The sequence below is a fragment of the Streptomyces sp. NRRL WC-3618 genome (assembly GCF_001280005.1).
In the GTDB taxonomy this organism is placed as follows: domain Bacteria; phylum Actinomycetota; class Actinomycetes; order Streptomycetales; family Streptomycetaceae; genus Streptomyces.
Map to the genome: position 1 here is coordinate 34,672 of NZ_LGDW01000456.1, position 12,424 is coordinate 47,095.

Below are 12,424 nucleotides of genomic sequence, written 5' to 3' on the forward strand. Positions count from 1 at the left end.
GATGTCCGTGGTCGACCGCCAGGAGTGGGACGTTGTCGTGGTCGGCGCCGGTGGCGCCGGACTGCGCGCCGCCATCGAGGCACGCGAGCGTGGCGCCCGTACGGCGGTGATCTGCAAGTCGCTGTTCGGCAAGGCGCACACGGTGATGGCCGAGGGAGGCATCGCGGCCAGCATGGGCAACGCCAACTCGAACGACAACTGGCAGGTCCACTTCCGCGACACCATGCGCGGCGGCAAGTTCCTCAACCAGTGGCGGATGGCGGAGCTGCACGCGCAGGAGGCCCCCGACCGGGTCTGGGAACTGGAGACCTGGGGCGCCCTCTTCGACCGCACCCTCGACGGCCGGATCTCGCAGCGCAACTTCGGCGGCCACGAGTACCCGCGTCTCGCCCATGTCGGCGACCGCACCGGACTCGAGCTCATCCGCACCCTCCAGCAGAAGATCGTCTCCCTCCAGCAGCAGGACAAGAAGGAGACCGGCGACTACGAGTCCCGGCTGAAGGTCTTCCAGGAGTGCACGGTCACCCGCGTCCTCAAGACTGTGCCCGACAGCGGCTCCGCCGCGGGTGACGTCGTCTCCGGTGTCTTCGCGTACGAGCGGGAGACGGGCCGTTTCTTCGTCCTCGAAGCCCCGTCCGTCGTCATCGCGACCGGCGGTATCGGCAAGTCCTTCAAGGTGACGTCGAACTCGTGGGAGTACACCGGCGACGGCCACGCGCTGGCGCTGCTCGCCGGGGCGCCGCTGCTCAACATGGAGTTCGTGCAGTTCCATCCGACGGGCATGGTCTGGCCGCCGTCCGTGAAGGGCATCCTCGTCACGGAGTCGGTGCGCGGCGACGGCGGGGTGCTGCGCAACTCCGAGGGCAAGCGGTTCATGTTCGACTACATCCCGGACGTCTTCAAGGAGAAGTACGCCCAGTCGGAGGCCGAGGGCGACCGCTGGTACGAGGACCCGGACAACAACCGCCGGCCCCCCGAACTGCTCCCCCGCGACGAGGTGGCCCGCGCCATCAACTCCGAGGTCAAGGCGGGCCGCGGCTCCCCGCACGGCGGTGTCTTCCTGGACGTCTCGACGCGGATGCCGGCGGAGGTGATCCGGCGCCGGCTGCCGTCGATGTACCACCAGTTCAAGGAGCTGGCGGACGTCGACATCACCGCCGAGGCGATGGAGGTCGGGCCCACCTGCCACTACGTGATGGGCGGTGTCGCGGTCGACTCCGACACCGCCGCCGCACGCGGGGTACCCGGTCTGTTCGCCGCCGGTGAGGTCGCGGGCGGGATGCACGGCTCCAACCGCCTCGGCGGCAACTCCCTCTCCGACCTGCTGGTGTTCGGCCGCCGTGCGGGCCTGCACGCCGCCGAGTACGCGAACTCGGCCGCCGCCCGCATCCCCGTGGACGACGACCAGATCGACGCGGCCGCGGCGGAGGCGCTGCGCCCCTTCTCGGCGGAGGAACCGACTCCGGGCGGTGCGCACAGCCGGCCGGCGGAGAACCCGTACACCCTGCACCAGGAGCTCCAGCAGACCATGAACGACCTGGTCGGCATCATCCGCCGCGAGGCCGAGATGGAACAGGCGCTGGAGAAACTGGCCGAGCTGCGGGTACGGGCCCAGCGCGCCGGCGTCGAGGGGCACCGCCAGTTCAACCCGGGCTGGCATCTCGCCCTGGACCTGCGGAACATGCTGATGGTCAGCGAATGCGTGGCGCTGGCGGCGCTGGAGCGCACCGAGTCGCGCGGTGGCCACACCCGTGAGGACCATCCGGTGATGGACCGCAGGTGGCGCAACGTGAACCTGCTGTGCCGACTCTCCGATCCCGCGGGCGGGCCCGCGGCGACCGACCCGGCGAGCGGGCTGATCGACCTCACCCGCGAGACCACCGACCCCGTCCGCCCCGACCTGCTCGCCCTCTTCGAGAAAGAGGAGCTGGTCAAGTACCTCACCGACGAGGAGCTGTACGAGTGAGCAGCAGCGTGAGCAGCAGCTACGAGGCCCGTTTCCGGGTGTGGCGCGGTGATGTGAAGGGCGGCGGGCTGAAGGACTTCGCCGTCGAGGTGAACGACGGCGAGGTCGTCCTCGACATCATCCACCGGCTCCAGGCGACCCAGGCCCCCGACCTCGCGGTCCGCTGGAACTGCAAGGCGGGCAAGTGCGGTTCGTGCTCGGCGGAGGTCAACGGGCGTCCCCGGCTGCTGTGCATGACCCGGATGTCGGTGTTCACCCGCGAGGAGACGATCACCGTGACTCCCCTGCGGGCCTTCCCCGTGGTCCGGGATCTCGTCACCGACGTCGGGTTCAACTACGCCAAGGCCCGCGAGGTGCCGGCCTTCGTGCCGCCGGAGGGCGTGGCCCCCGGTGAGTACCGGATGATGCAGGAGGACGTGGACCGGTCGCAGGAGTTCCGCAAGTGCATCGAGTGCTTCCTGTGCCAGGACACCTGCCATGTGGTCCGCGACCACGAGGAGAACAAGCCCGCGTTCGCCGGCCCGCGCTTCCTGATGCGCGTCGCGGAACTCGACATGCACCCGCTGGACGCGGCGGCGGAATCGGGCCTGGACCGCAAACGCACCGCCCAGGAGGAGCACGGTCTCGGCTACTGCAACATCACCAAGTGCTGCACGGAGGTGTGCCCGGAGGGCATCCGCATCACGGACAACGCGCTGATCCCCTTGAAGGAACGGGCAGTCGACCGCAAGTACGACCCGCTGGTGTGGCTGGGCTCGAAGATCAGGAGGCGTTCAGAGAGCTCATGACCTGTTCGAGGCTGTGCTCGGCGATCTCGCGCATGACGGCGGTGGCGCGGCCGAGGAGCGCGAGGTCGGCGGCGGTGAGTTCCCCGCGGGTCGTTCCGGTCACGTGTCGACGCGTGGGCGTGAGGAACGCATCTGGAGTACGGAGCCCGCCGCCAACATCAGCATTCCGGTGATTCCCGTGGCCCTGTGGAGGACCGGGGTGTCGCCGAACGCGTCCAGCGCCCCCCATGACATGAACAGGAGCAGGCCCATGCCTCCGCACATCGCTCCGTAGCCCCACAGCTCGGGGCGCGTCGTACGGAGCCGCAGCCACGGCAGCAGCCAGCCGGTGGTGACCGCCACCGCACCGATCACCACCATGCCGCTCATCACCAGTGCGGCCGTCCCCAACAGGTACCAGTGCATACCCGCCCCCTTCGAACACGTCTGTGGGGACCTTACTCGCTCGTCCTCTCTCGCCACGCCTGCCCCACCCCGGTCGCGGGACCGCGATCATCCCCATACGCTCGCAAATGTGACGCCCTCCCTTACCCGGGGCCGGCCGCGGCAAGCCGCCTCCCACATACCCGTGCGCGTGGCGCACACCGCGCTGGGCGGGGTGATCGGCGTGCTGTGGCTGGTGCTGCCCGCGGCGACGGCGGCCGACGAGGGACACGAGGTCCACGTCTCGGCGGTCGGCAGCGCACCGGCCGCCTCCGACGCCGGGGCCGTCGCCGCCGCGGAGGAGAAGACGTCCACCGGCGATCTGGTCCTGCCCCTGGTGGCGGCGGGCGCGGCGACAGCGGTGGCCGCGTACAGCTACGCCCGCCGCAGACGCCGTACCAAGGCCCAGGCGGCTCCCGCCGGCCTGGTTCTCGTCGCTCGGGCCACCACCCCCGAACTCGACCGCCAGGCGCGCAGGTCCCTGGTCGCCGCCGACGACTGCCTGCGCACCAGCCGGGAGGAACTCGGCTTCGTGGAGGGGTTGTTCGGGGCCGACGCGGTCGCCCCCTTCGCTCAGGCCGTGCGGTACGCCGCGGCCGAGCTGTCGGCCGCCTTCCAACTGCGCCAGACCTACGACGACAACCCGGCGGAGGCCTCCCGGGACACCCTCGACGAGATCGTCGCCCGCTGTGTGGACGCGGGCCGGCGACTGGACGCGGAGGCCGCCGGCTTCGACCAACTGCGCGCTCTGGAACGGGACATGAGCGGTGCGCTCCGGCACGCCGAGGTACGTTTCCGCGAGCTGACCGCCCGTACGAGTGCGGCGGAGGCCACCCTCGCCGACCTGCGCGAGCGGTACGGGCCGAGCGCGTCGCTCCTCGCCTCCGGCCAGGTCGAACAGGCCAAGGACCGGCTGGTGTTCGCCACGGCCGGGCTCAACCGGGCCCGCCAGTCCGTCGACCTGGGCGCCCCGGACCGGGCTGTGCTGCAACTGCGCTCCGCCGAGGGCGCGATCACCCAGGCGGAGATGTTCGTGGACGGCGTCGACCGCCTGGCGTCCGCACTGGCCGCCGCCGCGCGGGCGGTTCCGGAGGCGCTGGACGAGGCGGAGGCGGCGGTCGTGGAGGCACGGGAGCGGTTGGCCGCGGGTACGGAGCAGGGGGTGCCCGTCGGTGCGCTGGAGGGGCATGTCAGCCGCGCCACGGCCACGCTGGCCGCCGTACGGGAAGAGGCCGCCGCCGGGCCGTACGACCCCCTGGAGGCCCTGCGCCGGGTCGCTGTCGTGTCCGCGCCCCTCGGGACGGTGCCCGGCGCCCTCCGGCTCGTCGCGCGCGAGGCCACCGACGCCGCGGACGGCTTCGTCGGCACGCACCGGGGCGCCGTGGGCGCCGAGGCCAGGACCCGGCTGGCCGAGGCGCGCCGGCTGCTCGACCGGGACCCTGTGGAGGCCGACGCCTTGGCCCGGCAGGCCCGCCAACTGGCCGAGCGGGACGTGCGCGCGCACGGCAATCCGTACGGCGGGCGGCCCGAACACGCGAACGGCGTCGCCGGGGCGGTCCTCGGCGGCATCCTGCTCGGCGATCCGCCGGACGCGGGGGTGGACGCGCTGACCGGCGGTGCGCCGGGTTCGTTCGGCGGGCCCGCCACGCGGGCGCGGCGGGGTGTCGCTTCGTAAGAACTCGCCGGGAATTCCGTATGAGCGCGGGATTCCCGTGGGAGTGCGCGTCCGGCGTCGCTCCAGGGGGTCAGAACAGGCTCAGCAGTGCCTCCGCCGGGTCCGCGAGGACCCTTCCCGCGTCCGGCAGGGGGAGCTCGAACCAGACCGTCTTGCCGCGCGGGGTCCGGCGGGAGCCCCAGGCCGCGCTGAGCAGGCCGACCAGTTGGAGGCCGCGTCCGCCCTCGTCGGTGTCACGGGCGCGGCGGCGGCGCGGCTGGACCAGGCCGGCGTCCCACACCTCGCACACCAGCATGCGGTCGAGGAGGAGACGGAGTCTGATCTCGCCCTCGCCGTAGCGCAGGGCGTTGGTGACGAGCTCGCTGACCAGCAGCTCCGTGGTGTCGATGAGGGCTTCGAGGCCCCAGGCGGTGAGCTGGGTGCGGGTGTACTCGCGGGCGCGGCCCACACTGCGCGGTTCGCGCGGCAGCGTCCAGTCGCCGACGGAATCGGCGGGCAGCCCCTGGACACGTGCCATCAGCAGGGCGATGTCGTCCTCGCCGTGGTGGGTGTCGAGGGTGCTGAGGACGTGGTCGCAGACGTCCTCCAACTGCTGGGAGGGGTCGCGGAGGGCGCCGACGAACGCTTGCAGACCCTCGTCGAGGGGATGGTCGCGGGATTCGACCAGTCCATCCGTGTAGAGCGCCAACAGCGAACCTTCGGGTAGTTCGACCTCCACCTCCTCGAACGGCTCGCCGCCGACGCCGAGCGGCATGCCCGGCGGCACGTCGAGCATCAGCGCGTCCTCGCCCGGTTCGACGAGCACGGGCGGCAGATGGCCGGCGTTGGCGAAGGTGCACCTGCGGGTCACCGAGTCGTACACCGCGTAGATGCAGGTCGCGAGGTACACCTCGGAGAGGTCGGCGTCGCGGGGCTGGCGGGCGGCGCGGGTGGCCTGCTGGACGCCGCCGGGGGTGCCGAGGCCGCGCGCGATCTCGTCCAACGCCGAGAGGACCTCCGCCGGTTCGAGGTCGAGGAGCGCCAGGGTGCGCACGGCGGTACGGAGTTCACCCATGGCGACGGCGGCGCGCAGCCCCCGTCCCATCACGTCGCCGACGACCAACGCGGTGCGGTTGCCGGGGAGTTCGATGACGTCGAACCAGTCGCCGCCGACCTCGGTGGCCGCGTTGCCGGGCAGGTAACGGCAGGCGATGTCGAGGCCGGAGGCCTCCGGGTCGCCCGGGGGCAGCAGGGAGCGCTGGAGGATCAGAGCCCGCTCGTGCTCACGCCGGTACAGCCGGGCGTTGTCGATACAGACCGCGGTCCGCGCGGCCAACTCCCAGGCCAGCGCCCGGTCCCGCTCCCCGAACGGCTCGCTGCCCTTCGTACGGGAGAACTGCGCGAGGCCCACCACCGTGTCGTGGGCGACCATCGGGACGGCCAGCGTGGACTGGATGATGCCGTTGTCCTCGGCCGGGACGAACTGGGGGCGGGCGGTGCGCAGGGCGTCCGCGCAGGGCGAGTTGAACGGGAAGTGGTGCACGGCGCCGAGGGACACGGGTGCCTGGCCGCCGGCGAAGGGCGCGTCGGAGACGGCGCTGGCGAAGGCGACGCGGCGCAGTTCGGCGCTGCCGTCGGCGAGGCCGGGCGGGGTCTCGTCGCCGGCCAGCAGCCCCTGGTACAGGTCTACGGTCGCGAGGTCGCAGAAGCCGGGGACGACGACGTCGAGGAGTTCGCGCGCAGTCGTTTCCAGGTCCAGGGAGTTCCCGATGCGGGAGCCGGCCTCGTTCAGAAGGGCGAGATTGCGCCGTGCGGCGGCGGCCTCGCGGGCGGCGGCACGGCGGGCGGTGATGTCGAGTCCCAGCCAGGCGACCCCGATGGGGCGGCCGGTGCCGCTGTGCACGCGGTACAGGTTGATCGACCAGTGCCGGCGCTCGTCGGAGCCGGGCACGAGGCCGGTGATGTGCATGTCCGTGATCGAGTCGCCGGTCTCCAGCACCCGGCGCAGCGTCGCCGAGACCCGCTCCGCCTCGGGAGAGTGCAGGTAGTCGTACACACCGCGACCCCGGTGCTCGTCGACCGTGCCGCCGTAGATGGAGGCGAAGCGCTCGTTGGCGCGCCGGACCCGGAGGTCGGTGTCGATCAGCAGGAAGCCGAACGGAGATTGGCCGAAAATGGCCTGCGAAGCGGCGAGGTCCGTCTCGATCTGACGCAGCGTCCGGACATCGACGACGATGCACACGGCGGCCTTCTCGCCCTCCTCCGTCCGCGTCGGCATCACATAGACCTCGGCGAGCCCCTCCCGCATACCGCCCTCTCCGAGGGCGGGTTCACGGATCCGGAACGGCACGACGCCGGTCCACTCCCGCCCGTCGAGGATCTCCGCCATCTTGCGCTGACCGCGCTCCCGCAGATCGGGGTCGACGAACGCCTCGATGGGGTCCATGCCGACGGCCCGCGCGGCGGGGATGCCGAAGATCTTCTCGGCGCGCAGGCTCCACTGGTCGACGAGGCCGTCGGGGCCGATGGAGAACGACGCCACCTTGATGTAGTCGTAGATCGAGCCGGGTGGGCTGCTCTGCCACATGGGGTCACCTGTCACGTCACGCGCGTCGTCCTGCACGGTGTCACGTGTCGTATCGCGCACCGGATCGCCCATGGTGTCACGCGTGGTTTCACGTGTCGCATCGCGTATCGCGTCACCGTCGGCGAGGCCCCCCGCGTCCGCCGCAGGGCGTGGCCCACCGCCCGCGGCATCACCCGTGGCCCTCGCCCTCGCGCCGCCCGACGGGTCCTTGGACTCCGTGGCCTTCGCTGGTATCTCGCTCACGCGAACCGTCCCCTCCAGCTCACCGCGTCCGGCACCGGTCACCGGGGGCGGCTGCCCGCAGTATCCAGCACTACGGCGCCCCACAACACGGTGTTCACGATCACAGGACGATCCCGATGCTTTTCGGACCGGCCCGCGACAACACTCCCAGTCTTCTAACCAGGGGACCACCAGTCGAACCCCTCTTGTCGACAACTGCCAGTGGCCTGAACCACATGGTCGACAGAGCGGGGGCGGGCGTACAGCCGCCGTTCACCCCGGTACACGCTCGGTCACCGTCGGTACGCCCCCGCGCTCCGGATTCCCCATCCCGCCCCGCTCACCCCGGCACCGACAGCTCGAACCAGACCGTTTTGCCCGCGTCGGCAGGGCGGGTGCCCCAGCGGCTGGACGAGTGGGCGACCAACTGGAGCCCTCGGCCGCCCTCCTCGTCGAAGCGGGCGGCGCGCTCGCGGGGCAGGTCGGGGAGGGGGTCGGAGACCTCGACCAGGAGCGTGGCGGCGATACCGGCGGGCCGCACGAGCCGAACACCGATGGGCCCGGTGGCATGCCTGAGCGAGTTGGTCACCAGCTCGCTCACCAGCAGCGCGGTGACGTCACCCAGGGCGTCGAGCCCCCAGCTGCACAGTTGACCGCGCACAACCGTGCGAGCCCTGCGGACCGCTCCGGGCTCTGCCGGAAAGCTCCACTCGGCACAGTCGCCTTCGGTGTCGATCACGCCGATCACTTCCCAGGCCAGCAACCCACCCATGTCCCGTTTCATGGGGTTAATGGGCACATACCCGGCATTCGCCGCTCATTACCACCCCCAAAGGCGCGCTGTGGCACGAACGGCGTACGAGGCGCGCGCATCGGGCGCCCCAGGGACCTCACACGCCTCACGGTCCCGCCTGTCGGCCCGCTCATCCGCCCGCGCGTCACCCCAGCCGGGCGACCACTTCCCGCACCGCCGGTACGTCCTGATCCAGCCAGTCGACGTCCCAGATCTCTTCGGGGGTCAGCCAGCGCAACTCGTCGTGGTCCTGGAGGGGCTTCGGCTCGGCGGAGCCGTCCGGGAGGCGCACGGTCCAGACCCACAGGACGTACGGCGCCTTCAGCGGCCACTCCCCCGGGATGCGCGCGACGGGTTCCGCGTCGACGCCCAGTTCCTCGCGGAGCTCACGCACGAGGGCGTCCTCGGGCGCCTCACCCGGTTCGACCTTGCCGCCGGGCAGTTCCCAGCGTCCGGCCAGCTCGGGGGGCGCGCTGCGGCGGGCGGCGAGAAGGTGTCCGTCGCGCAGCAGGGCGGCCGCCACGACCAGTCGCCGGTCGGCGATGATCCGCGCCTCGGCCGCGTGCCCCGGCTCCACTGTCGGGTCCGTCGCGCCCGAAGGGTCCATCGCACCCGTAGGGGCCGTCGGGTCCGTAGAGGCCGTCGGGTCCGTCCGTTCCGTCATGGGCCGGAGCCTACGGGAGCCGGATCACCGGGTTCCGTTCTGCCCGATGCGCTCGACCCAGTAGAGCTGCTTGTGGGCACGGTCCTCGAGACCGTCGGCGATCTTCTGGGCCTCCGCACGGGTCGCGTACCGGCCCACGCGGTAGCGATTGCCGTTGTCGTCCTGCCGTATGACGAGCCAGGGAAGAGTGATCGTCCCGTCGCTCATGGAGCCCCTCCCCTTCCCGCCCCGGGCTTGCGCCGCGCCCCGCTCATCAAGGAAACCGCAATCCGCATATGCCCGACCCTACGCCTAACCTTTACGCAGCGAACACGGCTTTTCACAAAGAGGTACGCCAACCGGCCAGGAACGAGGGGGCGCACAACATCGAACGCGCCGTCGAAAGAGGACGGCGTGTCCGGTCAGCGGCACGCCGCGCTCCTGGGAGCGACCTGCGAGAACGGCCAGAATCCAACCGCCGGGCGGCGGCGGCGATTGGCGGGGCAGGGGTGAAGAGGGGAGCGTTCGGGAAGTCAACCGCCCCGGCGCGTTGGGTAGTTCACGGGATCCGGCGGGATCGGGCCGCATCGGGGCGGATCGGTCTGAATCCGGCCGGATTCAATCGCGGTGGATCGCGGTGGATCGCGGTGCATCGCGTTGGGTCGGCTCGGGCTGATGGGGGGGGTGAGGGCGGATGCGTTCGAGCGGGCCTAGGGTGACCGGGATGAGCGATGATCTCGTGGCGCTCCGGCCGGTGACGGAGGACGACCTGTCGGTGCTCGAGCGGTTCCTGACCGAACCCGAGGCTGCCGGGCCCTTCCAGTGGCTGGGCTGGTCGGATCCGGGGCGCTGGCGGCGCCGCTGGGCAGAGGACGGTCTGCTGGGCGAGGGCGGGGGCCAGTTGATGGTGGTCACCGGCGCCGACCGGCTCGGCTTCGTGGCGTGGCGGAAGGTCGTGGTCTCGCGGAACTCGTTCCACTGGAACATCGGAGCCCAGCTGCTGCCCGAGAGGCGCGGACGCGGTGCGGGGACCCAGGCCCAACGGGCGCTGGTGCGCTACCTGTTCGCACACACGCCGGTGGTGAGGATCGAGGCGGACACCGAGACGGAGAACATCGCCGAGCAGCGCGCACTGGAGAAGTCCGGCTTCGCGCGTGAGGGCGTGCTGCGCAGCACGGTGTTCCGGGACGGGGAGTGGCGCGACGTCGTGCGCTACAGCGTGCTGCGCGCCGACGTCGGCTGAGGGGTTGCCGGACGGGTTGCCCGACGGGCTGCCTGACGGGCTGTCTGACGGGCTGTTTCGGGAGTTACTTCACCGGCAGGTGGTAGGCCACCTGGTAGCGGTCCGCGGGGATCACGACGTCGGCCGTCTCGACCGGGCAGCCCGAGGCGTAGTACGTGCGCTGCACCACGAGCACCACATGCCCGGGGACTCCGCCCAGCGCCTGGAGTTCCTCGGCCAGGCCGGGGCGGGCGCCGACCTCCTCCGTGACGTTGTCCACGATCACGTCGATGGCCGCCATGCGCTCGACGACCCCCATCCCGCCGAGCGGCCCCTCCTCGGGCAGCATCACCGGCGTACGCCCCGTGACGGCCAGGGGCTCCCAGGACGTGGACAGCATCATCACCTCGCCGGCGTCCCGGAAGACGTACTTCGTGCACATCACGCGGTCGGCGGGCCGGAGGCAGAGTCGCTCCGCGATGGCGGCGCTCGCTCCGGTCTGCGCGCTGCTGGACTCCCAGGTGCCGCGCGCCTCCGCGTCGGACTGCTCCTGGCGGAACGGCGTCGCGCCGCCGTCCGGACGGAAGCCGGAGCGGGCGATACGGCGCGGCACGGGCCGCTCACGCACGTACGTGCCCGAGCCGGAGCGGCCCTCGACCAGACCCTCGGCCATGAGTACCTTGCGCGCCTCCAGCGCGACCGTGTCCGAGACGCCGTACTCCTCCCTGATCCTGGCCTGGGAGGGAAGGCGGGTGTGTGGTGGGAGCGAACCGTCGACGATCTTGTTTCGTAGATCACCTGCGACACGCAGGTAGGCCGGCTGCTCACCGAATGTCACGGGCCGCTCCCATCAGGTTGTACAGACAGCGACAGCGTGGCAACCATGGGTTGTGACACGCAAGCAAAGGCCAGAGAACCACTCGATGTGATGACTTGCGTCTACGTCGCGTCTCCGGACGGCATGACGAGGGCAGGACGCAGCCAGGTTCTCCCCGTTCCGGCGTCCATCACACTCACGGCACGTCACACGTCACACGTCACGGCTCGCGCTCCCGGTGTCTCCGCTGGCTCCGCTGTCGCCTTCGTCGGTGCCGTCCCCCTGCTCGTTCGAGGGAGGGGTCGTCGCCAGCCCCAGAGCTTTGCGCGCGGTGACCGTGCGGCCTACGTCGAGCAGCTTCTCGCCGCTGTCGTAGTGGTCGTAGAAGGTGTCGGCGTCGGGGGCCCCAGCCGCCTTCGCCCACTCCACGCGCGCGTTGCGCAGGTCTTTCACAAGGGCGGCGACGCTGGACGCGGAAGCCGCGGCGAACCGGTGTTCGGTGAGCAGGCGGGCCTGCTCGTCGAGCGCGGCCGTCACCCGCTGCGCCCACTTCTTGTGCCCGGGCAGGTCGTCCTCGACGTACTCCTCGTCGGGCGCCGAGTCCATCGCCGCGTTGAGCACGTGGGCCGCCTTCAGGTACGCCAACTGGTCGGCGTCGAGCGTGGTCTCGTCCGCCCGCAGCGAACCGGTGAGGCCGGCGTCCGGGTCGACGTTGCCGAGCACACAGGTGACCTCGCGGTCGCCGAGGCGCCAGCTCTGGCTGGTCGGGGTGAGGTAGTAGACGTCGACGTCGTCGGGTATGGCCCAGGCGTCCATCGCGTAGCGGTCCTCGAGGGCGTAGCACCTTTCGTCGGCGAGGTCGGTGACACGGTCGTCGCCGGGGAAGGAGCCGGCCGGCAGCCGGAAGCTCGCGAAGACCTCGCCGTCGTGCGCACCGGAGCAGGGCACGGTGTCGACGTCGTAGGCGAGGCCTTCGAGGGAGCCGTCCGGGGCGTCGAAGCAGTCGCCCTTGGCGAGGGAGAAGGTGCGGTTGTTGTCGTTGGCGGCGTCCTTGATGCCGTCCCAGGCGTCGGTCAGGCCGCCGGTGCCGAGCAGGAGGGCCCACAGGGCGAGTCCGACGGTCGACAGTACGGCCCCGGTGACGGCCATGCCCTTTCCGCGCTCACCCCTCTTCCGGATCTGCACGAGCGCGACGATGCCGAGAATGAGTCCGAGGGCGGGCACGAAGCAGAGGATGCCGAGGACGAGGGAGGCGATGGCGACGCCGTTGACGGGGGTGGGGCGGTTGTACGGGGAGTAGCCGTGGGGC

At 71.3% G+C, this 12,424-nt stretch carries 12 protein-coding genes; 4 read left to right on the plus strand and 8 right to left on the minus strand.

Translation table 11 applies throughout. The features are described from left to right. Position 1 precedes the first annotated feature (1 nt). Both ADL01_RS32260 and ADL01_RS32265 read left to right on the plus strand, forming a co-directional pair. On the plus strand, positions 2-1,966 hold the full coding sequence (locus ADL01_RS32260) for a fumarate reductase/succinate dehydrogenase flavoprotein subunit (protein WP_053745572.1): 1,965 nt from the start codon (positions 2-4) through the stop codon (positions 1,964-1,966). Beyond that, positions 1,963-2,754 (plus strand): succinate dehydrogenase/fumarate reductase iron-sulfur subunit, encoded by a 792-nt coding sequence (locus tag ADL01_RS32265; protein WP_199834989.1) that lies wholly within the window; start codon positions 1,963-1,965, stop codon positions 2,752-2,754. Before ADL01_RS32260 ends, ADL01_RS32265 begins: the two co-directional genes overlap by 4 nt. Here ADL01_RS32265 and ADL01_RS47330 read toward each other — a convergent pair. Beyond that, a complete protein-coding gene (locus ADL01_RS47330) occupies positions 2,729-2,857 on the minus strand; it encodes a hypothetical protein (protein ID WP_267889952.1) in 129 nt (42 codons plus the stop codon). The two genes, ADL01_RS32265 and ADL01_RS47330, sit on opposite strands and share 26 nt — an antisense overlap. After that, the gene (locus tag ADL01_RS32270; protein ID WP_053745573.1) at positions 2,854-3,159 is read right to left on the minus strand and encodes a hypothetical protein; all 306 of its coding nucleotides are present in this window, start codon (positions 3,157-3,159) and stop codon (positions 2,854-2,856) included. Before ADL01_RS32270 ends, ADL01_RS47330 begins: the two co-directional genes overlap by 4 nt. Positions 3,160-3,328: 169 nt before the next feature. Between ADL01_RS32270 and ADL01_RS32275 the strand changes: the two genes are divergently transcribed. Beyond that, positions 3,329-4,852 (plus strand): hypothetical protein, encoded by a 1,524-nt coding sequence (locus ADL01_RS32275; RefSeq protein WP_234354866.1) that lies wholly within the window; start codon positions 3,329-3,331, stop codon positions 4,850-4,852. Positions 4,853-4,922: 70 nt separating this feature from the next. Here ADL01_RS32275 and ADL01_RS32280 read toward each other — a convergent pair whose 3' ends face one another. The 4 genes from ADL01_RS32280 to ADL01_RS32295 form a co-directional block, all read right to left on the minus strand. Further along, entirely contained in the window at positions 4,923-7,661 is a 2,739-nt protein-coding gene (locus ADL01_RS32280; RefSeq protein ID WP_053745574.1) for a SpoIIE family protein phosphatase, read from the minus strand. Positions 7,662-7,980: 319 nt separating this feature from the next. Beyond that, positions 7,981-8,424, minus strand: a complete 444-nt coding sequence (locus ADL01_RS32285) for an ATP-binding protein (RefSeq protein ID WP_199834990.1) — start codon at positions 8,422-8,424, stop codon at positions 7,981-7,983. A gap of 154 nt (positions 8,425-8,578) precedes the next feature. Continuing rightward, positions 8,579-8,977: a (deoxy)nucleoside triphosphate pyrophosphohydrolase gene (locus ADL01_RS32290; protein ID WP_053745584.1), complete on the minus strand. Its 399-nt coding sequence runs from the start codon at positions 8,975-8,977 to the stop codon at positions 8,579-8,581. Between the two features lie 144 nt (positions 8,978-9,121). Next, the gene (locus tag ADL01_RS32295) at positions 9,122-9,304 is read right to left on the minus strand and encodes a hypothetical protein (RefSeq protein ID WP_053745575.1); all 183 of its coding nucleotides are present in this window, start codon (positions 9,302-9,304) and stop codon (positions 9,122-9,124) included. A 496-nt stretch (positions 9,305-9,800) separates the two neighbouring features. Here ADL01_RS32295 and ADL01_RS32300 point away from each other — a divergent pair, with 496 nt between their 5' ends. After that, entirely contained in the window at positions 9,801-10,319 is a 519-nt protein-coding gene (locus tag ADL01_RS32300; protein WP_053745576.1) for a GNAT family N-acetyltransferase, read from the plus strand. 64 nt (positions 10,320-10,383) lie between these two features. Here the strand turns inward: ADL01_RS32300 and ADL01_RS32305 are convergent, their stop codons facing one another. Continuing rightward, positions 10,384-11,136: a GntR family transcriptional regulator gene (locus ADL01_RS32305; RefSeq protein WP_053745577.1), complete on the minus strand. Its 753-nt coding sequence runs from the start codon at positions 11,134-11,136 to the stop codon at positions 10,384-10,386. A 192-nt stretch (positions 11,137-11,328) separates the two neighbouring features. Beyond that, positions 11,329-12,424 (minus strand): DUF4190 domain-containing protein (locus tag ADL01_RS32310; RefSeq protein WP_053745578.1); only part of this gene is annotated, 1,096 nt, incomplete at its 5' end.

Excerpts from the sequence above, each read along its gene's own strand:
- ADL01_RS32285 (WP_199834990.1), bottom strand. The coding sequence starts at position 8,424 with ATGAAACGGGACATGGGTGGGTTGCTGGCCTGGGAAGTGATCGGCGTG.
- ADL01_RS32270 (WP_053745573.1), bottom strand. The coding sequence starts at position 3,159 with ATGCACTGGTACCTGTTGGGGACGGCCGCACTGGTGATGAGCGGCATG.
- ADL01_RS32300 (WP_053745576.1), top strand. The coding sequence starts at position 9,801 with ATGAGCGATGATCTCGTGGCGCTCCGGCCGGTGACGGAGGACGACCTG.
- ADL01_RS32260 (WP_053745572.1), top strand. The coding sequence starts at position 2 with ATGTCCGTGGTCGACCGCCAGGAGTGGGACGTTGTCGTGGTCGGCGCC.
- ADL01_RS32295 (WP_053745575.1), bottom strand. The coding sequence starts at position 9,304 with ATGAGCGACGGGACGATCACTCTTCCCTGGCTCGTCATACGGCAGGAC.